Annotated in this window: 19 protein-coding genes; 11 read left to right on the forward strand and 8 right to left on the reverse strand. The window is 61.9% G+C overall.

Going from position 1 to position 22,323, the window contains the following annotated elements:
• Positions 1-4 precede the first annotated feature (4 nt).
• Together AD665_RS18385 and AD665_RS18390 are read left to right on the forward strand one after the other, a co-directional pair.
• A complete protein-coding gene (locus AD665_RS18385; RefSeq protein ID WP_024777937.1) occupies positions 5-790 on the forward strand; it encodes an aspartyl/asparaginyl beta-hydroxylase domain-containing protein in 786 nt (261 codons plus the stop codon).
• Positions 778-1,818 (forward strand): sulfotransferase family protein, encoded by a 1,041-nt coding sequence (locus AD665_RS18390; protein WP_080996598.1) that lies wholly within the window; start codon positions 778-780, stop codon positions 1,816-1,818. The genes AD665_RS18385 and AD665_RS18390 overlap by 13 nt, the downstream gene beginning before the upstream one ends.
• Before the next feature lie 85 nt (positions 1,819-1,903).
• Here the strand turns inward: AD665_RS18390 and AD665_RS18395 are convergent, their stop codons facing one another.
• The gene (locus AD665_RS18395) at positions 1,904-2,665 is read right to left on the reverse strand and encodes a slipin family protein (protein WP_053193071.1); all 762 of its coding nucleotides are present in this window, start codon (positions 2,663-2,665) and stop codon (positions 1,904-1,906) included.
• Position 2,666: 1 nt separating this feature from the next.
• Complete coding sequence (locus AD665_RS18400; RefSeq protein ID WP_024777940.1) at positions 2,667-3,191, reverse strand: NfeD family protein; 525 nt, start codon at positions 3,189-3,191, stop codon at positions 2,667-2,669.
• Positions 3,192-3,346: 155 nt separating this feature from the next.
• On the opposite strand from AD665_RS18400, the gene AD665_RS18405 reads away from it, so the two are divergent.
• The 4 genes from AD665_RS18405 (at position 3,347) to AD665_RS18420 (ending at position 6,328) form a co-directional block, all read left to right on the forward strand.
• Positions 3,347-3,592: a DUF2789 domain-containing protein gene (locus tag AD665_RS18405; protein WP_024777941.1), complete on the forward strand. Its 246-nt coding sequence runs from the start codon at positions 3,347-3,349 to the stop codon at positions 3,590-3,592.
• 210 nt (positions 3,593-3,802) lie between these two features.
• Positions 3,803-4,384: an alpha/beta hydrolase gene (locus tag AD665_RS18410; RefSeq protein WP_024777942.1), complete on the forward strand. Its 582-nt coding sequence runs from the start codon at positions 3,803-3,805 to the stop codon at positions 4,382-4,384.
• 48 nt (positions 4,385-4,432) lie between these two features.
• Complete coding sequence (locus AD665_RS18415) at positions 4,433-5,365, forward strand: sigma 54-interacting transcriptional regulator (protein WP_053193073.1); 933 nt, start codon at positions 4,433-4,435, stop codon at positions 5,363-5,365.
• Between the two features lie 180 nt (positions 5,366-5,545).
• Positions 5,546-6,328: a MetQ/NlpA family ABC transporter substrate-binding protein gene (locus tag AD665_RS18420; RefSeq protein ID WP_024777944.1), complete on the forward strand. Its 783-nt coding sequence runs from the start codon at positions 5,546-5,548 to the stop codon at positions 6,326-6,328.
• Between the two features lie 284 nt (positions 6,329-6,612).
• Here the strand turns inward: AD665_RS18420 and AD665_RS18425 are convergent, their stop codons facing one another.
• On the reverse strand, positions 6,613-7,773 hold the full coding sequence (locus AD665_RS18425) for an AAA family ATPase (protein WP_053193076.1): 1,161 nt from the start codon (positions 7,771-7,773) through the stop codon (positions 6,613-6,615).
• Between the two features lie 105 nt (positions 7,774-7,878).
• Here AD665_RS18425 and AD665_RS18430 point away from each other — a divergent pair, with 105 nt between their 5' ends.
• From AD665_RS18430 to AD665_RS18440, 3 genes are read left to right on the forward strand one after another with little or no spacing between them, the layout of a single operon-like run.
• Positions 7,879-8,982: an efflux RND transporter periplasmic adaptor subunit gene (locus AD665_RS18430; protein ID WP_053193078.1), complete on the forward strand. Its 1,104-nt coding sequence runs from the start codon at positions 7,879-7,881 to the stop codon at positions 8,980-8,982.
• On the forward strand, positions 8,979-10,043 hold the full coding sequence (locus AD665_RS18435) for an efflux RND transporter periplasmic adaptor subunit (RefSeq protein WP_024777947.1): 1,065 nt from the start codon (positions 8,979-8,981) through the stop codon (positions 10,041-10,043). The genes AD665_RS18430 and AD665_RS18435 overlap by 4 nt, the downstream gene beginning before the upstream one ends.
• Positions 10,040-13,087: an efflux RND transporter permease subunit gene (locus tag AD665_RS18440; protein WP_053193080.1), complete on the forward strand. Its 3,048-nt coding sequence runs from the start codon at positions 10,040-10,042 to the stop codon at positions 13,085-13,087. The genes AD665_RS18435 and AD665_RS18440 overlap by 4 nt, the downstream gene beginning before the upstream one ends.
• A 167-nt stretch (positions 13,088-13,254) precedes the next feature.
• Here the strand turns inward: AD665_RS18440 and AD665_RS18445 are convergent, their stop codons facing one another.
• Positions 13,255-15,468 (reverse strand): heavy metal translocating P-type ATPase, encoded by a 2,214-nt coding sequence (locus tag AD665_RS18445; protein ID WP_024777949.1) that lies wholly within the window; start codon positions 15,466-15,468, stop codon positions 13,255-13,257.
• 86 nt (positions 15,469-15,554) lie between these two features.
• Here AD665_RS18445 and cadR point away from each other — a divergent pair, with 86 nt between their 5' ends.
• Positions 15,555-16,001: a Cd(II)/Pb(II)-responsive transcriptional regulator gene (gene cadR / locus AD665_RS18450; protein WP_024777950.1), complete on the forward strand. Its 447-nt coding sequence runs from the start codon at positions 15,555-15,557 to the stop codon at positions 15,999-16,001.
• 161 nt (positions 16,002-16,162) lie between these two features.
• Here cadR and AD665_RS18455 read toward each other — a convergent pair whose 3' ends face one another.
• From AD665_RS18455 to AD665_RS18465, 3 genes are all read right to left on the reverse strand, one after another.
• Positions 16,163-17,134 carry a thymidylate synthase gene (locus AD665_RS18455; RefSeq protein WP_053193082.1) on the reverse strand — a complete coding sequence of 324 codons (972 nt, stop codon included), beginning with the start codon at positions 17,132-17,134 and terminating at the stop codon, positions 16,163-16,165.
• Positions 17,135-17,183: 49 nt separating this feature from the next.
• Positions 17,184-17,993: a prolipoprotein diacylglyceryl transferase gene (lgt, locus tag AD665_RS18460; protein WP_024777952.1), complete on the reverse strand. Its 810-nt coding sequence runs from the start codon at positions 17,991-17,993 to the stop codon at positions 17,184-17,186.
• 68 nt (positions 17,994-18,061) lie between these two features.
• Positions 18,062-18,844 (reverse strand): sulfite exporter TauE/SafE family protein, encoded by a 783-nt coding sequence (locus AD665_RS18465; protein WP_053193085.1) that lies wholly within the window; start codon positions 18,842-18,844, stop codon positions 18,062-18,064.
• A 304-nt stretch (positions 18,845-19,148) separates the two neighbouring features.
• On the opposite strand from AD665_RS18465, the gene AD665_RS18470 reads away from it, so the two are divergent.
• Positions 19,149-19,895, forward strand: coding sequence for an NRDE family protein (locus AD665_RS18470; RefSeq protein ID WP_053193088.1), 747 nt, complete (start codon positions 19,149-19,151; stop codon positions 19,893-19,895).
• 130 nt (positions 19,896-20,025) lie between these two features.
• On the opposite strand, the gene ptsP is transcribed toward AD665_RS18470, so the two are convergent.
• Entirely contained in the window at positions 20,026-22,305 is a 2,280-nt protein-coding gene (gene ptsP / locus AD665_RS18475; protein WP_024777955.1) for a phosphoenolpyruvate--protein phosphotransferase, read from the reverse strand.
• Positions 22,306-22,323: the final 18 nt, after the last annotated feature.

Below are 22,323 nucleotides of genomic sequence, written 5' to 3' on the forward strand. Positions count from 1 at the left end.
AAGCATGACGCGTCCGGCGTTTTCCCGGCTGCCGGTGACGGTGGACCTGCCCCTGCTGTTGCAAGCGCTGGCGGCCATTGAGGACGATCGCTGGCAGGGGCATTTCAACAGCGCCTATTACCACGGCGATTGGAGCGGCGTGGCGCTGATTTCGGCGGCCGACGCGCTGACCGAATTGTCGCCCGGCCAAGGGCAGCCGTTGCGCCGGCCGCCCTGGTCAAACGATGATCGCTGGCACCAGGCGTTGCGCGACTGGTCCGTGGAGATCGTTTCGGCCCGGCTGCTGCGGCTCGGCCCCGGCGGCCGGATCCACGAACACCGTGACTATGACCTGGGCGGACCGGACGCCGACCTGCGCCTGCATGTGCCACTGCTCAGCCCGCCCGAAGTGGATTTCTGGCTGGAGGGGCAGCGCATCCCGATGAAGGCTGGTGAGTGCTGGTTTCTCGACTTGTCACGGCCCCATCGTGTCGACAATCGGGACCGGTTGCCACGGGTTCATCTGGTGCTCGACTGTCGCCCCGGCCCCTGGCTGGAGCAACAGATTGTCGATGGGCTGCCCACCACCCCAGCTGTCCGCGACGAACTCGGCGACTTCCTGCGCTTTCAAGAGCAGGTGGCAAGCGATCCGCAACTCGCCAGGACCCTGCAGAGCCTGGCAGACCCGGACGCCTTCATCGAATGCGCCCTGGCGTTGGCTGCCCGGCAAGGGCTGCAGGTGCGCCGGGAAGAATTGCGGGCGGCCATGCGCAATGGTCGTCGGCAGTGGAGCGACCAATGGAAGGCCTGAACCTGCAAGACTGGCTGCCGATTCGCGTGTGGCAAGAGGCGGGACAGTGGCGGGTCGATTGGTGCTGGTTCGGCGATAAGCCCTTGTCGCAGCCCTTCTTCGGTGATGCCGTGGAAGACGCCTTGCGCCTGCCCTTCAACCAGGCGTTCCGGCGCCAGACACCCCTGGACGCGCTCGCCCAGTGGCAGCAGCAGAGCCCTGGACTTGTGCCCAGTGCGTTCATCTTTCATGCCTCGCGCTGTGGTTCGACACTGATCAGCCAGATGCTGGCGCAACTGGACGACCATATCGTCGTCTCCGAACCGCCGCCGCTGGATCGGCTGCTGCGCAGTGATCTGCCTGCCGCCGAACGCTGCGCGGCGCTCAAGGGGTTGCTGTCGGCCTATGGGCAGCCTCGTCGAGGTGTGGAGCGGCGATTGGTGATCAAGCTCGATGCCTGGAACATCGGTGAACTGTCGCGGCTGCGTGAGTGTTTTCCCGATACGCCTTGGCTGTTCGTGTACCGCGACCCGCTGGAAATTGCCGTGTCTCATCTGCGCCGCCCCGGCATGCACATGGTGCCGGGGATGATTGGTCCGAGCATCCTGGACGATGGATTGTCTTTCAGCGGCCCGGAAGACTTCATCGCGCGACGGCTGGGCCGGTTGTTGCAGGTGGGATTGGAGCATTGCCACGGCGCTGGTGGGTTGGCGGTCAACTACAACGAGCTGCCCGAGGCGATGACTGGAGGGCTGGCGAGGTTTTTCCAACTCGATGATGCACAACTCAAGCAAGCTTTCACGACGGTGGGACGGCACGCCAAACAGCCGTCGCAGGTATTTGTCGATGACAGCGCAGAAAAACACCGGGAGGTTTCGCCATTGCTGCGCGAGCGGGTGGGGAGTTGGGCGCAGGGGCCCTATGACGCATTGGAGAACCTACGCAGTGACCTTTGTGGCGAGGGGGATTTAGCGAAACGTCGCACCGCCCCGCTGGGTTGCGCAGCAACCCTGACAGCCCAGGACCGCTCCGCGGCCCAACGGGGATGAATCCCCTCGCCACAGGGGCTCATACAAACCTTGAGAAAGCAGCAGGTAGTCAACTCGGGGCAGTGCTTCTATCTCCGGCGGTCCATCAGGGCTTGTTTGGAGACAACTCCGCCATCCCCTTGAGCAACTCGATCGGCAGGGGAAAGACGATGGTGGAGGACTTGTCCCCGGCAATCGACCCCAACGTCTGCATGTAGCGCAGTTGCATGGCGCCTGGCTGGCGCCCGAGCATCTCGGCGGCTTGCATGAGTTTTTCCGACGCCTGCAGCTCGCCTTCGGCGTGGATCACCTTGGCCCGCCGCTCCCGTTCGGCCTCGGCTTGACGAGCGATGGCGCGAATCATCGATTCGTTGAGGTCCACATGTTTGATCTCGACGTTCGCCACCTTGATGCCCCAGACGTCGGTCTGGGCGTCCAGCACCTGCTGGATATCGCCATTCAATTGTTCGCGCTCTGCCAGCAACTGGTCCAGGTCATGTTTGCCGAGCACGGCGCGCAAGGTGGTCTGGGCCAACTGGCTGGTCGCCATGAGGAAGTTCTCGACCTGGATGATTGCCTTCTGCGGGTCGAGTACGCGGAAATACAGCACCGCATTGACCTTCACCGATACATTGTCCCGGGTGATCACGTCCTGCGGCGGTACGTCGAGTACGATGGTGCGCAGATCTACGCGAATCATTTGCTGCACCACTGGAATCAGCAGGATCAATCCGGGCCCCTTGACCTGCCAGAACCGGCCGAGCTGGAACACCACCGCACGCTCGTATTCGCGCAGGATCCGGAAGGTCGAAGCTGCCAGCGCTATCAGCAGTAACAGCAGCATTACAAAACCGATTTGCATACCCATCTCATGCTCCTTGTGAATCAGCGGGGGCCACTTCCAGCAGCAGGCCCTTGCGTGCGGTGACACGCACCGCTTGTCCAAGTCGTAGCGACGTCGCGCATGCCACTTGCCAGCGTTCGCCTTCCAACTGTACCCAGCCATGGTGATGATTACCGGCCTGCAGGGAAGTGACCAAGGTGATGCTTCCTATTAACACGGCGTCGCCGCTGACGGGGCGGCGCGGCCGCGTTTTCAACGCGCGGATCAGCAGGAAGATCAGCAGCAAGGCACTGACCAGGCCCAGCCCGACCATCAAGGGAGCAGGCACATCGGTATTGGTCAGGATAATCGCGCCGATGACACACAAAATGATGCCACCCAGCCCGGCTACGCCATAGTTGGGCAAGGCTGCCTCGGCGATCAGTAATGCCACGCCCAAGGCGATCAACCAGAAACCCAGGGAGTTTGCGACCATCAGTACAGGGCCATCGGCTGCCAGCACCGGCCCGCTCATGGCCAACAGCGCAAGCATCAAGCAGCGAATATTCACCGGACCCTCCGCAACGCCCATGCGTGATGTTTATCCACAGTCGTTACTCACAGTCTAGTCGAAGCCTGGGTTGATCGAATTTTGACCCGTCCGGCGATGCCTCAGAGGCTAGACTGCTAGGAGAGAAGCCGCATCCAGCCATGTCAGGAGCTCCCATGGAAACCCCAATCCACAGCCTTCCCGCCCTGTTCAAGCAACTGGGCCTGTCCGACGATGCCGTCAGTATCGATCAGTTCATTGCCAGCCATTCACCCCTCAAGCCTGAACTGCACCTGGCTGACGCGTTTTTCTGGAACGAGGGCCAGCGGCAATTGCTGCGCGACGAAATCCTTGAAGATGCCGATTGGGCGATGGCGGTGGATCAATTGGATGTGTTGTTGAGAAAGGGCCGCTGTGACTGATCCAGAGGCAAACCCTGTGAGCGAGCCTGCTCGCGATAGCGGTTTCACATTCCAGCGCAGAGAAGACGAGTGTATCGCTTTCGCGAGCAGGCTCGCTCCCACAAAAGCTCTAATATGCAATTTAATTATTAATAAATATCTTCTTATTCCTTAAAGAATATATCTCTCCTCCCTATACTCGTTCCTCAACAGACACGCAGGAGAGCCCCCATGCGCAACGAATCGACTCGCTACCTGATTGTGCCGGGCTGGCAAGGTTCGCCGGACAATCATTGGCAGACCTATTGGCAAAGCAGTTTGCCCAACAGTGCCCGGGTCGAGCAGGACGACTGGCTGACGCCCCGACGTGATGACTGGGTGGCCGCACTGGCCGAGGCCATCGCCGCCGACACCACGCCGGTGATCCTCATTGCCCACAGCCTGGGTTGCATCACGGTTGCCCATTGGGCCGTCACCGCACCGCAGCAACGGTTACGGCAGGTTCGCGGGGCGTTGCTGGTCGCACCGGCGGATGTCGAACGGCCGGCCTGTGCGCCTGCGTTGCGCAATTTCGCACCGATCCCCTCCGCTCAGTTGCCCTTTCCCAGCCTGGTGGTCAGCTCCGACAACGACGCTGCAGTGAGTGCCCCACGTGCGCTGAAGCTGGCGCATGACTGGGGGGCCGAAGCCGGGATCCTGGCCGGGGCGGGGCACATCAACGTGCAGTCCGGCCATCAGCGCTGGGAGCAGGGTTTCGCCTATCTCTATCGGCTGCAAAACCGCACGGAGCATCACGCCCTGCGTCGCGCCTGATTAATTTACGCCTCCCCGTTACCCGGCGGTGTGGGGCGGGAGTCTGCCATGAGCCTGCATGAAACTTTCGGTCAGCCGTTGCTGACCTTTCCCGATGCGGAAAAAAGCCCCCTGAGCATCCGCGCCAAGGCGCTGGTGTTCGTTGACCCTCGTTCGCGCCGGTTGCGTCACGCACTGGAGCAACTGGCGCCCCGTTCAATACCGGTGCTGATTCGTGGCGAAACCGGCACGGGCAAGGAACTGCTCGCCCGGCACATTCACCGTGAAAGCGATCGTGGCGGGTTGTTCGTCTCGGTCAATTGCGGCGCCATCAGCCCGACTTACGCCGACGCCGAATTGTTCGGCTATGCGGTCGGCAGTTACAGCAGTTCGGCCAGCAGCCGGGCCGGCTGGTTCGGCTCGGCCAATGGCGGCACGCTGTACCTGGATGAAATCGGTGATCTGCCGTTGCCGATCCAGGTCAAATTGCTGGCGGCCCTGGAAAATCACGAAGTCACCCGCGTCGGCGCTCACCAGCCGAGCCCCGTGGACGTGCGGCTGGTGGCGGCCACCAGTATTGATCTGGCACAAGCAGTAGACGCCGGGAAATTTCATGAACGGCTTTTCCACTACCTCAGCGAAGGGCGTCTCGAACTGCCGGCCCTGCGTGATCGGGTGGGTGATATCCTGCCTCTGGCCGAGTACTTCCTGGGTATCTATACCCAGCGCCTCGGCCTGACCATGCCGCTGATCAGCGAGGCGGCTCACCAGGCGCTTGAGCGGCATAGCTGGCCTGGCAATACCCGCGAGCTCGAGAACGTCATTCATTTCGCGTTACTGGTGAGCGTGGGAGGAGAGATTTTGCCGGAGCATTTGAACCTGCCGTTCCCGCCGTTGGTGCTCGACGCCATCGAGCAGGCAGCAAATCTCCTTGCAAACGGAACGCCTGCTGAGCGCTTGGCACTCAAGGCATTGCTTACCCGTCTGGACCGGCTCTTTTAGAGTCTGTGGCATGAGCGCCCGGTCTATATGAGTAAAATGAATATGAACTTGAACAAAAGATATTGTTCAGGAATAAAAAGTATCGGTATCGTCCGCTTCACGCGAGCGATAGCAATTCGCTGGCACCTCACCCTTTGAGCGTCGTCCATGACGACCGTGATTTTTCGATAAGGACACTGCATGAAAAAGGTTCTGTTGTTCACCGCATTGGCGGCAGCGCTGGCTTCGGGTCTGGCCCAGGCTGCGGAGAAACTGGTGGTGGCGGCTACTCCGGTGCCCCACGCTGAAATCCTTGAGCTGATCAAGCCAGCCCTGGCCAAGGAAGGCGTGGACCTGCAAATCAAGGTGTTCACCGACTACGTCCAACCCAACGTACAGGTCGATCAGAAGCGTCTGGACGCCAACTACTTCCAGACCCTGCCGTACCTCAAGAGCTTCAATGAGGGCAAGGGCACGAACCTGGTCACTGTGATTGGTGTGCACGTCGAGCCATTTGGCGGCTACTCGAAGAAAGTCAAAAGCCTGGCCGAGTTGAAAGACGGCGCGACCATCGCCATTCCCAACGAAGGCAGCAACAGCGGTCGCGCCCTGATCCTGCTGCAGAAGGCTGGCCTGATCGAGCTCAAGGACCCGAAGAACGCCCTGGCAACACCCAAGGACATCGCCAAGAACCCGCATAACTTCAAGTTCAAGGAACTGGAGTCGGCCATGCTGCCGCGGGTGCTGGATCAGGTCGACCTGGACATGATCAACACCAACTATGCTTTGGAAGCGGGTCTCAATCCGGCCAAGGATGCGCTGGTGATCGAGGGTTCGGATTCGCCTTACGTCAACTTCCTGGTGGCTCGTCCAGACAACAAGGACAGCGTCGCCATGCAGAAACTGGCCAAGGCCCTGACCAGTCCGGAAGTGAAGGCATTCATCGAGAAGAAATACAGCGGCGCGGTATTGCCGGCGTTCTGATCGAATCCACCATTTAAAAAACTATGTGGCGAGGGAGCAAGCTCCCTCGCCACAATGGATTGCGGGTCTATGCCGCCCTGTTCTTCAGCGCCCGGCGCAGGGCCACGAGCAGTTTGACCATGTCTTGCGGGTCGAGTTGTTGCGGGGCTTTCACGTCGGCCATGTCAATCCTCCTTGTGCGTGTCGCCAGAGGTCCTGGCTTTGAGCTGCGGTTCCTTGGCGGTGTCCCGTCCTGCAGCGATAGAAAAATAGACCTACCGCAAGGCTTCTGCAAATACCACGGATCAATCCGGCCAGTTCCACGCCGGCGCATCCAGCATCCCCTGGCCGACGATTCCTGTCTGGCCCAAATCCTTTTCCAGCACGATGCAGTTGCAATCGCCATCCTGCTGCAGGGTAGTGATCAAGCGCCGGGCGTGAGAAACCACCCAGACCTGACAGTGCTCTGAAGCCCGAATGATCAAACGCGCCAGGGCCGGCAACAGGTCTGGGTGCAGACTGGTTTCCGGTTCGTTGAGCACCATGAGCGAAGGTGGTCGCGGGGTGAGCAGTGCGGCGATCAGCAGCAGGTAACGCAGGGTCCCGTCTGACAGTTCGGCGGCGGACAATGGGCGCAGCAGGCCATGCTGGTGAAACTCGATGCCGAAGCGTCCGCCTTGCAGTTTATCGATATGCAGCCTGGCGCCTGGGAACGCATCGCTGATGGACGCCTGCAGGGCCTGATCGTCTCCGATCTCAAGAATGGTTTGCAGAGCGGCTGCCAAGTCACGTCCGTCGTGGTGCAGCACTGGTGTACGAGTGCCCAGTTGCGGTTGACGCGCCGGGGCGTCGGCGTCGCTGCGAAAATGGTCATAGAAGCGCCAGCGACGAATGAACTCGCGCATCTGCAGCACCTCCGGCGAGGCGCGCAGGCTGCCAACCTGGTCGAACAGGCTGTCGAAGGTCGGTGTGTGTTGAGCCAGGACGTCCCACGCGCGGCCATCACGGGCACGGATCATGGGGCCGTTGCGATCCACCAGCAGGCTGGCCGGACGGAACGTGGCGCCGGCCCAGATACATTCGCACTTGATTTGAGGGTCCAGCGAAAACGCGGACGAGCTCGGTTCCGGCAGGCCGAGGGAAATCGAATAGCTGAAGTCTTCTGTGGCGAACCCAAGGCGCAGGCGTTTGGTATTTAGTCGAACCGTAGCGCCGATGGGCACCTCGCCGCTACGCATGCGTCGGCTTATTTGCTCGGGCCCAGCCCAGAATGTCGAGTCCAATCCACCCTCACGGGCCAAGGCATTGACCACCCCACCCTGTGCGGTTTCAGCCAGCAGGCGAAGGGCCCGGTACAGGTTGGACTTGCCACTGCCATTGGGGCCGGTGATCAGGTTCAGCCGCCCCAGGGGAACCACCAATTTATTGATGGATCGGTAATTGGCCACCGCGAGGGTTTTGAGCATGAGCGATTTCCTGCTGCCTGGTTAGCGTCTGTGCATCCGTGGAACCCTGTTCTAAGCTCACAGTCGTATCGTCACTGGCACATTCGTGCAATGCAAGGAGTCTGCATGGCTGGTCCCCGAAACAAACTGTTTGTTTGCCTGGGCTTGTGTGCGTTGTTGGTGGGATGCGGTGACGAAAAAATCGGTGAAAAAGCCCTGCCACGGGTTTTCGTTCAGCAAGCCGTGCCAACCGAGTACGCAGCCTCGGTAACCTTGACCGGGGATATCCAGGCTCGGGTTCAGACTGATCTGTCGTTTCGTGTAGGCGGCAAAATCATCGAACGCAAAGTCGATGTCGGTGACCGTGTCTCGGCCCGGCAAGTGCTGGCCCGGCTCGACCCTCGGGATTTGCAGACCAACGCTGATTCCGCCGAGGCCCAGGTGGCCGCCGAACAGGCGCGGGTCAAGCAAAGCGCGGCAGCCTTCGTGCGCCAGCAAAAACTTTTGCCTAAGGGCTACACCAGCCAGAGTGAATACGACGCGGCCCAGGCGCAATTGCGCAGTAGCCAGAGCGCACTGACGGCCGCCCAGGCCCAGTTGGCCAATGCGCGGGAACAACTGAGCTACACCGCGCTGTTTGCCGAGGCGCCAGGCATCATCACGGCGCGCCAGGCCGAGGTTGGCCAGGTAGTACAGGCCACGGAGCCGATCTTCAGCCTGGCCCGGGACGGCGAGCGTGACGCGGTGTTCAACATCTACGAATCCCTGCTGAGGGAGTCTCCCTCGGATCCGGCCATTGTCATCAGCCTGCTGGATAACCCGGCCATCCAGACTACCGGCAAGGTGCGCGAGATCACCCCGGCGGTGTCCGCCGAGACCGGCACCGTAAGGGTCAAGGTTAGCCTCAACGAATTGCCCGAAGGCATGCACCTGGGGTCGGTGGTCAGCGCCACCGCCAAGTCCGCCGGCAAGACAGCTGTGGAGTTGCCCTGGTCGGCACTGACCAAGGACCTCAGCGAGCCCGCCGTATGGGTGTTAGATGGCGAAGGTCGGGCGCAGTTGCGCACCGTCACCGTCGGCCGGTATCTGACCGGAAAAGTCATCATCAGCGATGGGCTCAAGGGTGGCGAGACAGTTGTCACCGCCGGCGGGCAATTGCTGCATCCCGGCGTGCGCGTCGAGATCGCTGAAAACACCCATGATGAATCTCCGGCAGGAGCTCAGCCATGAAGCGCTTGGGGATGGTCCTGGTGAGCCTGGTCCTGGTTGCCTGCTCGAAGGAAGATGCGCCGCCTGAGCCGGTACGTCCGGTGTTGTCCATCGAAGTCCAGGCGCTCGACCAGCAGCCACTCGGACGCTTCGCCGGAAATATCCAGGCGCGTTACGAGACCAGTGTGGGTTTCCGGGTACCTGGGCGAATTGCCAGCCGTCATGTCGATGTCGGTGCCGAAGTGAAAAAAGGTGACTTGCTGGCGACCCTCGACCCCACCGATCAACAGAACCGCTTGCGTTCTGCTCAGGGCGACCTTGCGCGGATCGAGGCGCAGTACATCAATGCCCAGGCCAATGCCCGTCGCCAGCAGCAGTTGTTCGATCGGGGTGTCGGTGCCCAGGCGCAGCTGGATGTCGCTCAGACCGACCTGAAAACCACTGGTGCCGCCCTCGAACAGGCCCGGGCTGCGGTGGAACAGGCCCGTGACCAGCTCAACTACAGCGAGCTGCGTACCGACCACGACGCCGTTGTCACCGCGTGGACTGCAGAAGCCGGGCAGGTGGTAACCGCCGGCCAACAAGTGGTGACCCTGGCCCGTCCGGACATCAAGGAGGCGGTGATCGACCTGCCGGCCGGGCTGGTCGAGCGCTTGCCCGAAGACGTGGTGTTCGAAGTTGCGGCGCAACTGGACCCGAGTATCCGCACCACTGCCATCGTGCGCGAGATCGAGCCCCAGGCCGAGAGCGCCACCCGCACCCGTCGTGCGCGTCTGACCTTGACCGACGCCCCTCCCGGCCTGCGTCTGGGGACGGCCATCAGCGTGACAGTGAGCTCGGCCATCGAGCCGCGCATCGAGTTGCCGCTCAGTGTGTTGCAGGAGGTCGATGGCAAGGCGCGGATCTGGCTCGTCGACCCGCAGAGCCAGACCGTTTTCCCCCGTGAGGTGAACATTCTCGAACGCTCGGCCGACACGGTGCTGGTGGCCAACGGCATCAAGCCCGGCGACCGCGTGGTCAGCGCCGGCGTCAACAGCCTCCAGCCAGGACAGAAAGTGAAACTCGACGAGGACGCACGATGAAAGGGCCTTTCAACCTGTCCGAATGGGCTCTGCGGCATCAGTCGTTTGTCTGGTACCTGATGTTCGTTGCGTTGTTGATGGGCGTGTTTTCCTACGTGAACCTGGGCCGCGAAGAAGATCCGTCGTTCACCATCAAGACCATGATCATCCAGACCCGCTGGCCGGGTGCGACCCAGGAGGAAACTCTCAAGCAGGTCACCGATCGCATCGAGAAAAAACTCGAAGAGCTCGACTCCCTCGACTACGTCAAAAGCTACACCCGGCCTGGCGAGTCGACGGTATTCGTGTACTTGCTCGACACCACCAGCGCCAAGGATATTCCCCAGATCTGGTATCAGGTGCGCAAGAAGATCAACGACATCCGCGGCGACTTCCCCGAAGGGTTGCAGGGGCCAGGTTTCAACGATGAGTTCGGAGACGTGTACGGTTCTGTGTATGCCTTTACCGGCGACGGCCTGTCGATGCGCCAGTTGCGCGACTACGTGGAGCAAGTGCGGGCCGAAATCCGTGACGTGCCTGGTCTGGGCAAGGTGGAAATGCTCGGCGAGCAGAATGAAGTGCTGTACCTGAACTTCTCCACCCGCAAGCTCGCTGCTTTGGGTATCGACCAGCGCCAGGTGGTGCAGAGCCTGCAATCGCAGAACGCGGTGACGCCTGCCGGGGTGATTGACGCCGGGCCGGAGCGGATTTCCGTGCGCACGTCCGGGCAGTTCCAGTCGGAAAAGGACCTGGCGAACGTCAACCTGCGACTCAATGATCGGTTCTATCGATTGGCTGACATTGCTGACATCAGTCGTGGTTACGTCGATCCGGCTACGCCGCTGTTCCGTTTCAATGGAACGCCGGCCATCGGCCTGGCCATTGCCATGAAAAAGGGCGGCAACATTCAGGAGTTCGGCAGGGCGCTGCACGCCCGCATGAACGAACTGACTGCCGACCTGCCGGTAGGCATCGGCGTGCATACGGTTTCGGACCAGGCCGAGGTGGTTCAGGAGGCGGTCGGCGGCTTTACCAGCGCCTTGTTCGAGGCGGTGGTGATCGTGCTCGTGGTCAGCTTCATCAGTCTCGGCATACGTGCGGGGCTGGTGGTGGCCTGCTCGATTCCCCTGGTGCTGGCGATGGTCTTTGTGTTCATGGAATACAGCGGCATCACCATGCAGCGGATCTCCCTCGGCGCGTTGATCATCGCCCTCGGCCTGCTGGTGGATGACGCGATGATCACCGTGGAAATGATGGTCACGCGCCTGGAAAAAGGTGAGACCAAGGAGCAGGCCGCGACCTTCGCCTACACCTCGACTGCATTTCCTATGCTCACCGGCACCCTCGTCACCGTCGCCGGTTTCGTGCCCATCGGCCTGAACGCCAGTTCCGCCGGCGAATATACCTTTACCCTGTTCGCGGTGATTGCCGTGGCGATGCTGGTGTCCTGGATCGTCGCGGTGCTGTTCGCCCCGGTGATCGGCGTGCATATCCTCAGCACCAACGTGAAACCCCACGACACCGAGCCGGGGAGGATCGGTCGGGCGTTCAATGGCGGCCTGCTGTGGGCGATGCGCAATCGTTGGTGGGCTATCGGCATCACCGTGCTGCTGTTTGTGCTGGCGGTGTTCTGCATGCGCTTCGTGCAGAACCAGTTCTTCCCGTCTTCGGACCGGCCCGAGATCCTGGTGGACCTCAACCTGCCGCAGAACGCCTCGATGGATGAGACCCGCAAGGCCGTCGACCGTCTGGAAGCGACACTCAAAGGCGACCCGGACATCGAGCGTTGGAGCACCTACATTGGCGAAGGCGCAATTCGTTTCTATCTGCCGTTGGACCAGCAACTGCAGAACCCCTATTACGCGCAATTGGTGATCGTCAGCAAGGGCCTGGAATCGCGCGCGGCCCTCACCGAGCGCCTGCAAAAACGTCTGCGCGAGGACTTCGTCGGTATTGGCAGCTACGTGCAGCCGCTGGAAATGGGGCCGCCGGTAGGGCGGCCGATCCAGTACCGGGTCAGCGGCAAGGATATCGACCAAGTGCGCAAGCATGCTATCGAACTGGCCACTGAGCTGGACAAGAACGAGCACATCGGCGAAATCATTTATGACTGGAACGAGCCGGGCAAGGTCCTGCGCATCGACATCGCCCAGGACAAGGCGCGGCAACTGGGGTTGTCTTCCGATGATGTGGCCAAGCTGATGAACAGCATCGTCAGCGGATCGCCGGTCACCCAGGTCGACGATGATATCTACCTGATCAACGTGGTCGGGCGTGCCGTGGACAGCGAACGTGGCTCGCCGGAAACCTTGCAGAACCTGCAGATTGTCACGCCGGGCGGCACGTCGATTCCGTTGCTGGCGTTCGCCACGGTGCGCTATGAACTGGAGCAGCCGCTGGTGTGGCGGCGTGACCGCAAGCCCACGATCACCATCAAGGCTGCCGTGCGCGATCAAATTCAACCCACCGATCTGGTGAAGCAGCTGCAACCGGACATCGACAAGTTCGCCGCTGGCCTGCCCGTGGGGTACAAGGTCGCTACCGGGGGCACGGTAGAGGAGAGCGGCAAGGCCCAGGGACCGATTGCCAGTGTGGTGCCGCTGATGCTGTTCCTGATGGCGACGTTCCTGATGATCCAGTTGCACAGCGTGCAGAAGCTGTTCCTGGTAGCCAGCGTCGCGCCCCTCGGATTGATTGGCGTGGTTCTGGCGCTGGTCCCGACCGGCACGCCCATGGGCTTCGTGGCGATCTTGGGGATTCTTGCGCTGATTGGCATCATCATCCGCAACTCGGTGATTCTGGTCACCCAGATCGATGAGTATGAACGTGACGGGTATGAACCTTGGGATGCGGTGGTGCAAGCCACCCAACACCGGCGACGACCGATCCTGCTCACGGCGGCTGCGGCGAGCCTGGGGATGATCCCGATTGCCCGGGAAGTGTTCTGGGGACCGATGGCCTACGCGATGATCGGCGGGATCATCATCGCCACGCTGCTGACCCTGCTGTTTCTGCCGGCGTTGTATGTGGCCTGGTACAAGATTCGCGAGCCGCAACGCGATTGATGGTTTCTGTGGCGAGGCGCCAAAACCTGTGGGAGCAGCGCTTGCTCGCGATTACGGTAAGCCAGTCGACATGAATCCTGGCTGGTCTGCCGCTATCGCGAGCAAGCGTTGCTCCCACAGGTTTTTGGTCTCGCCACAATGGTTGTGTGTTGCGCGCAGCTACACCTTCATTTACGCAACAACCGCAACCCATTGAACACCACCAGCAAACTTACCCCCATGTCGGCAAACACTGCCATCCACATGGTGGCGAACCCGGCGAAGGTCACGCCGAGGAAGATCGCCTTGATCACCAGCGCCAGGGCGATGTTCTGTTTCAGGATGCTCGAGGTTTGCCGCGAGAGGCGGATGAAGGCCGGAATCTTGCGCAGATCATCGTCCATCAAGGCCACATCGGCCGTCTCGATGGCCGTATCGGTACCAGCCGCCGCCATGGCGAAGCCGATTTCCGCTCGGGCCAGGGCGGGGGCGTCGTTGATGCCATCGCCGACCATGCCAACCCGGTGACCTTGGGCGTACAGCGCTTCGATGGCCTGCAGCTTGTCCTCCGGCAGCAGGTCACCTCGCGCCTGATCCATGCCGACCTGGCCGGCAATCGCTTCGGCGGTATGGGCGTTGTCGCCGGTGAGCATCAAGGTCTTGATGCCCAGTTCATGCAGTTGCCGGATGGCTTCGCGGCTGGAGTCCTTCACGGTGTCAGCCACGGCGAACAGCGCCAGGGGACCTGAGCCGTCGAGCAGCAGCACGACGGACTTGCCTTGTTTTTCCAGGGCGAAAAGTTTCTCTTCCAGTTCCGGGGAACACTGGCCCAGGTCCTCCACCAGGCGATGATTACCCAGATGGTAGGTCTGGCCATTGATATCACCTCGAACCCCACGACCGGGGAGGGCTTCGAAGTTATCCACAGGCTGCGGCGCCGATTGTTTATCCACCGCGGCAATGGCCCGGGACACGGGGTGGTCGGAGCGGGCTGCGAGACTGGCGGCCAAGGTCGGGGCGATGGTCTCCATGGTCGTGTCCAGCACCACGTAGTCGGTCTGTGCCGGTTTGCCGTGGGTGATCGTGCCGGTCTTGTCCAAGGTCAGGTAGTCGAGCTTGTAGCCACCCTCCAGGTATACGCCGCCCTTGACCAGGATGCCTTTGCGCGCTGCCGCGGCAAGACCGCTGACGATGGTCACCGGCGTGGAAATCACCAGCGCACAGGGGCAGGCCACCACCAGGAGCACCAGGGCCCGGTAGATCCAGTCGAACCACTCCGCGCCCATGAACAATGGCGCAATGACAGCCACCGCCAGCGCCAGGGCAAACACCGCCGGGGTATAGACTCTCGAGAATCGGTCGACGAAGCGCTGGGTCGGCGCACGGGAGCCCTGGGCCTGCTCCACGGCGTGGATGATCCGTGCCAGGGTGGAGTGGTCGGCCGCCGCGGTCACGCTGTACTCCAACTCGCCGGCCTGGTTGATGGTGCCGGCGAACACTTTATCGCCCACGGTTTTTTCCACCGGCAGGCTTTCACCGGTGATCGGCGCCTGGTCGATGGTCGAACGACCGGCCACTACCTCACCGTCCAGTCCGACGCGCTCGCCGGGGCGAACCCGAACCCGCGCGCCGAGGGCGATGGCCTTGACTTCCTGTACCTGCCAGGTGCCATCGGGCTGTTGCACCGTGGCCTGTTCCGGGGCCATCTGCATCAGACCGCTGATGGCATTGCGCGCCCGGTCGAGGGATTTGGCTTCGATCAGCTCGGCCACGGTGAACAGAAACATTACCATGGCCGCTTCCGGCCACTGCCCGATCAAAACCGCGCCGGTCACGGCGATGCTCATCAACGCATTGATGTTCAGGTTGAGGTTCTTCAGGGCGATCCAACCCTTCTTGTAGGTGCCCAGGCCGCCACTGAGGATCGACACCAGTGCTACCACGGCGACCACCCAGCCAGGCGCGGCATTGGTGAAATGGATCAGTTCGGCGCCCAAGGCAGTGACGCCGGACAACGCCAGCGGCCACCACGGTTTGGCCGGGGCCGGCAGGTCGCTGGTTTGTTGCTCCTGACCCGGGGTCAGCGGCTCGGCCTGCATGCCGAGGGACTGGATCGCATGGATGATCGGCCCATCGTCGGGCAGGTCGTGGGTCACGCCCAATACGCGATTGATCAAGTTGAATTCCAGCTGCTGCACGCCTTCGAGCTTGCCGAGCTTGTTCTGGATCAGCGTCTGCTCGGTGGGGCAGTCCATCGCTTCGATGCGAAAACTGCTCAGCCGAGCACCGTCCGTCGGCGCTTTACCGAGATTGACCACAGAAGGCGCGGCTTTCGAAGCGCAGCAGGAATGCCCGTGGCCATGGTCGTGGGCGGGCTTATGGATGTGGAGAGAGTCGCTCATCGGGTTACGTCCATGAGAAGTGCTTGTTGCACAGTAAAGACCCTGTAGCCACTATAGGGTCAAGCACCTGTTCTGGAGGCAATGCCATGAAGATCGGCGAACTGGCGAAAATCACCGACTGCCAGGTCGAAACCATCCGTTACTACGAACGCGAAGGCCTGCTGCCGGAGCCGGCTCGCAGCGATGGCAACTACCGCGTCTACACCCAGGCCCACGCCGAGCGGCTGACGTTCATTCGCAACTGCCGCACTCTGGACATGACCCTGGAAGAAATCCGCAGCTTGCTGGCACTGCGTGACAGTCCCCAGGATCAGTGCGAGAGCGTCAACGCGCTGGTCGACGAACATATTCTCCACGTCAAGACTCGCATTGATGGCCTGCTGGCCTTGCAGGCACAACTGATCGACCTGCGCCATCGCTGCGACAAAGGGCCGGATCCGGACCAGTGCGGGATCTTGCAGCGCCTGGAAGTGAGCGGAGCGGTGGCGCCGGAGGTAGAGCATTCACATGTGGGGCGCAGTCACGGGCATTGAGCCCTTGCCGCCAATCCGAATACACAGAGGCCTATGGGCTGGGCCTGTGGGAGCAAAGCTTGCTCGCGATGAAAACACCTCGATCCGTCAGTAGATCGCGCATCGTTCGTCGCGAGCAAGCTTTGCTCCCACAGACTCGCACACAGGGATAGTGGTGTGCTTTAGACCGCCATCGGCGCGGTCATCGGCGCATGGTGCTGGTAGCCTTCAAGGGAGAAGTCGCTCGGCTCCACCTGTTCCAGCCACTCGGGCTGGTACACGCCCGTCTTGGCAAACTCCGGTACCCGCTCGCAAATCACCAGCCTCGGCATCGGGAACGGCTCGCGGGTGAGTTGTTCCTTGAGCATGTCCAGGTGGTTTTCGTAGACGTGGGCGTCACCGATGAAATAGGTGAACCAGCGCGGCGTGTAGCCGGTCAGGCGGCCGATCAGGCTCAGCAGGGCGGCGCCTTCGGTGAGATTGAACGGCGTGCCCAGTCCCAGGTCGTTGGAGCGGATGTAGAGGGTCAGGGAAATTTCCTTCGTCTCGACATTCGGGTGGAACTGATAGAGCAGATGGCACGGCGGCAGGGCCATTTCATCGAGCTGGGCGCAGTTCCAGCCGTGGAACAGGATGCGGCGGCTGCCCGGGTCCTTGATGATGGTGTCGACGCACTGGCGAACCTGGTCGATGGCCTTGTACAGCACCACATAGGCCTGGCCGTTTTCTTCGCCTTCGGCAATCTGCCGGTAGCCTTGGGCCAGGGTCTGCTCGATGGCCGCCGGATTGCCTACGGGGATCTGCTTGTAGGCCGGCCACTTGCGCCACTGCACGCCGTAGATCTCGCCCAGGTCGTCCTCTCCCTGGCGGAACGGGTTGGCCAGCCACTGGGTGTTTTCGTTGGCGTTCTGGTCCCAGACCTTGCAGCCCAAGGCGCGGAATTCGGCGGCGTTGTTGACCCCGCGGAGGAATCCGCACATCTCGCCGATAGCCGATTTGAACGCCATCTTGCGGGTGGTGATGGCCGGGAAACCATCCTTCAGGTCATAGCGCAGCATGGCACCAGGAAAACTGATGGTGTTGACGCCCGTGCGGTTGGCTTGCTTGGTGCCGTTCTCGATGACATGGGCCACCAGATCGAGATATTGCTTCATGGATTACCTGTGTCCTTGAGCCCGAGGCCAGCGCCTCGGGTTTCGAATTTTAAGCCTTGGCCGCCGCAGCCGGCGCACGATGATAAGCCAGCCAGATCAGCACCAGACCACCGACGATCATCGGCAGGCACAGCAGTTGACCCATGGTCAGCCAGTTCCATGCCAGATAGCCCAGCTGGGCGTCCGGTACGCGGACGAACTCAACGATGAAGCGGAAGATGCCGTAAAAAAGCGCGAACATCCCGGACACTGCCATCGTGGGCCGCGGCTTGCGTGAGAACAGCCAGAGAATTAAGAATAGTGCCACGCCTTCGAGGGCAAACTGATAGAGCTGCGACGGATGGCGCGGCAACTGCGCCGGATCGCTGAACGGCGGGAAGATCATCGCCCACGGCACGTCGGTCGGCTTGCCCCACAATTCGGCGTTGATGAAGTTGCCGATGCGTCCGGCGCCCAGGCCGATCGGGACCATCGGCGCGATGAAGTCCATCAGCTCGAAGAACGACTTGTTGTTGCGCTTGCCAAACCACACCGCCGCCAGCATTACACCGATGAAGCCTCCGTGGAACGACATGCCGCCCTTCCAGACCTCGAAGATCAGCGTCGGGTTCGCCAGGTAGGCGCTCAGGTCATAGAACAGCACATAGCCCAGGCGTCCGCCGACGATCACCCCCATGGATAGCCAGAACACCAGGTCGGAGAGTTTTTCCTTGTTCCAGGTCGGATCGAAACGGTTGAGCCGTCGCGACGCCAGCAGCCAGGCACCGCCGATGCCGACCAGGTACATCAGGCCGTACCAGTGGATTTTCAGCGGACCGATGGCCAGGGCCACCGGATCGATCTGCGGGTAAGGCAGCATTGATATTCCTCGTAAACGTCAAAAATATGCGGGTGACCCTGTCACCTCGGGATTAAGCCAGGATTGCGTCAGAGCAGAAAACTCAGCCCCACGCAGAACAGCAAAGCCGCGAACAGCCGCTTGAGCAAGCGTGGCGACAGGCGATGGGCCAGTCTTGCGCCGACACGGGCGAATACCATGCTCGTCAGGGCGATGCCCAGCAGCGCCGGCAAATACACAAAACCGAGACTATGGGCCGGTAACAGCGGATCGTGCCAGCCCAGAATCATGAAACTTAATGCACTGACCAGTGCTATCGGCAAGCCGCAGGCCGACGAGGTGGCCACCGCCTGCTGCATGGACACGCTGCGCCAGGTCAGGAATGGCACGGTCAGCGAACCGCCGCCGATGCCGAAAATCGCCGAGGCCCAGCCGACGATTGTACCGGCCAGGGTCAACCCGGCCTTGCCAGGTACGGTGCGGCTGGCCTTGGGTCTGAAATCCAGGGCCAGTTGCGCAGCGACGATCATGGCGAACACACCGATGATCTTTTGCAGGTGGGGCCCGGAAATCGCTTCGGCGGTGACAGCGCCGAAACCGGCACCGATCAGGATCCCGACGGTCATCCAGGCGAAAATTGGCCAGCGTACCGCGCCTTTGCGCTGGTGCTCGCGCACGGCATTGACCGAGGTGAAGATGATTGATGCCAGGGACGTACCAACGGCCAGGTGCGTCAATACCTGCGGGTCGAATCCCTGCAGGGTGAAGCTGAACACCAGCACCGGGACAATGATCATCCCGCCACCCACGCCGAACAACCCGGCCAGCACCCCGGCGCAGGCACCGAGCAGCAGATAGATCACGAATTCCACCAGCGTCCCCCGCCCATCCCCGAAACAAGAGCGGCATGGTAACGGATCGATGGCCTTGTGCTCCACTGAAGGCGATGGATGCGCGGGCGATGTGTCGGTTAGAGTGGAACGTCAATCCGATGCAAAACCCTGTGGCGAGGGGATTTATCCCCGCTGGGGCGCGAAGCGGCCCTAAAAATTGGACACCTCGGTGTGCCAGATAAATTGCTTTGGGGCTGCTTCGCAGCCAGCGGGGCGGTGCGACGTTTCGCTGAATCCCCTCGCCACAGGAACTGTGCTGGGTCTTGTTAATGGGGACTACCTGATGTGCCTGATCGTATTTGCCTGGCGACCTGGTCACGCCCAACCGCTGATCGTGGCGGCCAATCGTGACGAGTTCTACGCGCGCCCGACCCTGCCCCTGGCCCAATGGCCTGACGCTCCCCATGTCTACGCTGGTCGCGACCTGGAGGCCGGTGGCACCTGGCTCGGGATCGGCGCCGACAGTCGCTTTGCGGCCCTGACGAATATCCGTGATCCAGACCAGTTGCCGGCGTTCAAGTCTCGTGGCGAGCTGGTGGCTCGGTTCCTGACCGGGAATCTGTCGATCGCCGACTACCTGAGCGAAATCGTGCCCCGTGCCGGCGAGTATGGCGGGTTCAACCTGCTGCTCGGCGACGGCAGCGAGCTGTGGCACTACAACGCCCGCGATGCCCGGCCACAGCGCTTGGCCGAAGGCGTCTACGGGTTGTCGAACGCCGGGCTGAACACGCCTTGGCCCAAGTTGCTCAAGGCCCGGGCGGCATTGGTTGAGGTGCTCGCCACTGCGCAGCCTCCGAGTCTGCTGGCGCTACTGAATGATCCGCTACCGGCGCCCTTGGCGGAACTGCCGGACACCGGAGTGGGGGTGGCGACCGAGACGCTGCTGTCGAGTGTGTTCATTGCCAGCCCGGCGTATGGGACGCGGGCGAGTACGGCGTTGATTGTCCAGGCCGATGGGGCGCGGCACATGGTCGAACGCAGCTTCGGGCCCCATGGGGGGCATTTGGGGGAGGTCGAGGTCAGGGTTTAGTGTTGTGGTGACTGCGCTGGCCTCATCGAGAGCAGGCTCGCTCCCACACTGAGTCTCCAGCGAACACGGAGTTTGTGTCCGACCGAGAACCATTGTGGGAGCGAGCCTGCTCGCGATGGCGGTCCAACGGTTAGAGTGTCTTGTTCGACGCAGGATTGATCATCCGCGCCAATCCAAGGTTCTTCAGCGCCAGTTGCAACGAGCTATGGATGACCTGCGGATTATCAATGGTCATCACCTCCGCCAGCAGTTCCTGGGCTTTGCTGAGGTTGATCTGGCGCAGCATCCACTTCACTTTGGGCAGGTTGGTGGCGTTCATCGACAAGCTGTCGAAACCCATCGCCATCAACAGTACCGCCGCGGCCGGATCGCCGGCCATTTCACCGCAGATACTCACCGGCTTGCCTTCGGCATGGGCGTCACGCACCACGGTCTGCAAGGCCTGCAGCACGGCAGGGTGCAGGTAGTCGTACAGGTCGGCCACCCGTGGGTTGTTGCGGTCCACGGCCAGCAGGTACTGCGTCAGGTCGTTGGAGCCGACCGAGAGGAAGTCCACCTGCCGCGCCAGTTCCTTGGTCTGGTACACCGCTGCCGGGATCTCGATCATGACGCCAACCGGCGGCATCGGCACGTCGGTGCCTTCGTCGCGCACTTCGCCCCAGGCCCGGTGGATCAGGTGCAGGGCTTCTTCCAGCTCATGGGTGCCGGAGATCATCGGCAACAGGATGCGCAGGTTATTCAGCCCTTCGCTGGCCTTGAGCATGGCACGGGCCTGGACCAGGAAGATTTCCGGATGGTCGAGCGTCACGCGAATCCCGCGCCAGCCGAGGAAGGGGTTTTCTTCCTTGATCGGGAAGTAGGACAAGGCCTTGTCGCCGCCAATGTCCAGGCTGCGCATGGTCACCGGCTGCGGATGGAACGCGGCCAGTTGCTCGCGGTAGATCGCCAGTTGTTCCTTTTCGCTGGGGAAGCGCTGGTTGATCATGAATGGCACTTCGGTGCGGTACAGGCCCACACCCTCGGCGCCGCGCTTCTGCGCCCGGGCCACGTCGGCCAGCAGGCCGGTGTTGACCCACAGCGGCATGCGATGGCCGTCGGGCGTCACACAGGGCAGATCCCTCAGCGCATCCAGGCCCAGGGACAGTTGTTTTTCTTCCTCCACCACATCGGCAAACTGCTTGCGAAGCACCTCGCTGGGGTTGGTGTAGACCTCGCCATGGTAGCCGTCGACGATCATCTGGATGCCGTCGACCTTGGAGTACGGCAGGTCCACCAGGCCCATCACCGTGGGAATGCCCATGGCCCGGGCGAGGATCGCGACATGGGAGTTGCCCGAACCCAATACCGAGACCAGCCCCGCCAGCTTGCCCTCGGGCACCTCGCCGAGCATGGCCGGGGTCAGCTCCTCGCTGACCAGGATGGTGTTGTCGGGGTAGACCAGGGTCTGCTGGCGCTCCTGCTGCAAGTAAGCCAGCAGGCGGCGGCCAAGGTCCTTGACGTCCGAGGCACGCTCGCGCAGGTAAGCGTCGTCCATCAGTTCGAAACGGTTGACGTGGTCGGTCACCACCTGGCGCAACGCGCCCTGGGCCCATTGGCCAGTCTTGATGACCGTGGTCACTTCGCTGCCCAGGGAGGCGTCGTCGAGCATCATCAGGTAGACGTCGAACAGGGCGCGTTCTTCGGGGCGCAGCTGCGTCGCCAGTTTGGCCGACAGGGCTCGCATGTCGGCGCGCACCCCTTCGATGGCGGTCTTGAACAGCTTCAGCTCGGCATCGATGTCGCTGATGGCCTTGTCCGGCACCACATCCAGGTCGGCGGGCGGCAACATGACCACCGCCGTGCCCACGGCCGCGCCCGGAGACCCCGGCACGCCGACGAACTTGGCTTCCTGGATGCCCTTGCCCTGGCGGCCCAAGCCGCTGATCGAGCCGGTGGCCTCGGCGTGGGCGATCACCCCGGCCAGTTGCGCGCTCATGGTCACGAGGAAGGCTTCTTCACCCTCGTCGAACTGGCGGCGCTCCTTTTGCTGTATGACCAACACGCCGACGACGCGGCGGTGGTGGATGATCGGTGCGCCGAGGAACGAGGCATAGCGCTCCTCGCCGGTTTCGGCGAAGTAGCGGTAGCGCGGGTGGTCCGCGGCGTTTTCGAGGTTCAGGGGCTCTTCGCGCGTGCCGACCAGGCCGACCAGACCTTCATTGGGTGCCATGCTGACCTTGCCGATCGAGCGCTTGTTCAAGCCCTCGGTGGCCATCAGCACGAAACGGTTGGTCTCGGGGTCCAGCAGGTAGACCGAGCAGACCTGGCTGCCCATGGCCTCTTTGACGCGCAACACAATAATCCCCAACGCCGCTTTGAGATCCTTGGCGGCGTTAACTTCCTGGACGATCTTGCGCAGCGTATTGAGCATGGCTCGGGGTCGAACTCC

The sequence above is a fragment of the Pseudomonas corrugata genome, assembly GCF_001269905.1.
Classification (GTDB): Bacteria; Pseudomonadota; Gammaproteobacteria; order Pseudomonadales; family Pseudomonadaceae; genus Aquipseudomonas; species Aquipseudomonas corrugata.

What these genes read in the sequence shown, in the direction of transcription:
- AD665_RS18455 (WP_053193082.1), bottom strand. Translation starts at nt 17,134, where the DNA reads ATGAAGCAATATCTCGATCTGGTGGCCCATGTCATCGAGAACGGCACC.
- AD665_RS18435 (WP_024777947.1), top strand. Translation starts at nt 8,979, where the DNA reads ATGAAGCGCTTGGGGATGGTCCTGGTGAGCCTGGTCCTGGTTGCCTGC.
- ptsP (WP_024777955.1), bottom strand. Translation starts at nt 22,305, where the DNA reads ATGCTCAATACGCTGCGCAAGATCGTCCAGGAAGTTAACGCCGCCAAG.
- AD665_RS18440 (WP_053193080.1), top strand. Translation starts at nt 10,040, where the DNA reads ATGAAAGGGCCTTTCAACCTGTCCGAATGGGCTCTGCGGCATCAGTCG.
- AD665_RS18425 (WP_053193076.1), bottom strand. Translation starts at nt 7,773, where the DNA reads ATGCTCAAAACCCTCGCGGTGGCCAATTACCGATCCATCAATAAATTG.
- AD665_RS18395 (WP_053193071.1), bottom strand. Translation starts at nt 2,665, where the DNA reads ATGGGTATGCAAATCGGTTTTGTAATGCTGCTGTTACTGCTGATAGCG.
- AD665_RS18430 (WP_053193078.1), top strand. Translation starts at nt 7,879, where the DNA reads ATGGCTGGTCCCCGAAACAAACTGTTTGTTTGCCTGGGCTTGTGTGCG.
- lgt (WP_024777952.1), bottom strand. Translation starts at nt 17,993, where the DNA reads ATGCTGCCTTACCCGCAGATCGATCCGGTGGCCCTGGCCATCGGTCCG.
- AD665_RS18390 (WP_080996598.1), top strand. Translation starts at nt 778, where the DNA reads ATGGAAGGCCTGAACCTGCAAGACTGGCTGCCGATTCGCGTGTGGCAA.
- AD665_RS18405 (WP_024777941.1), top strand. Translation starts at nt 3,347, where the DNA reads ATGGAAACCCCAATCCACAGCCTTCCCGCCCTGTTCAAGCAACTGGGC.
- AD665_RS18415 (WP_053193073.1), top strand. Translation starts at nt 4,433, where the DNA reads ATGAGCCTGCATGAAACTTTCGGTCAGCCGTTGCTGACCTTTCCCGAT.
- cadR (WP_024777950.1), top strand. Translation starts at nt 15,555, where the DNA reads ATGAAGATCGGCGAACTGGCGAAAATCACCGACTGCCAGGTCGAAACC.
- AD665_RS18385 (WP_024777937.1), top strand. Translation starts at nt 5, where the DNA reads ATGACGCGTCCGGCGTTTTCCCGGCTGCCGGTGACGGTGGACCTGCCC.
- AD665_RS18420 (WP_024777944.1), top strand. Translation starts at nt 5,546, where the DNA reads ATGAAAAAGGTTCTGTTGTTCACCGCATTGGCGGCAGCGCTGGCTTCG.
- AD665_RS18470 (WP_053193088.1), top strand. Translation starts at nt 19,149, where the DNA reads ATGTGCCTGATCGTATTTGCCTGGCGACCTGGTCACGCCCAACCGCTG.
- AD665_RS18410 (WP_024777942.1), top strand. Translation starts at nt 3,803, where the DNA reads ATGCGCAACGAATCGACTCGCTACCTGATTGTGCCGGGCTGGCAAGGT.
- AD665_RS18445 (WP_024777949.1), bottom strand. Translation starts at nt 15,468, where the DNA reads ATGAGCGACTCTCTCCACATCCATAAGCCCGCCCACGACCATGGCCAC.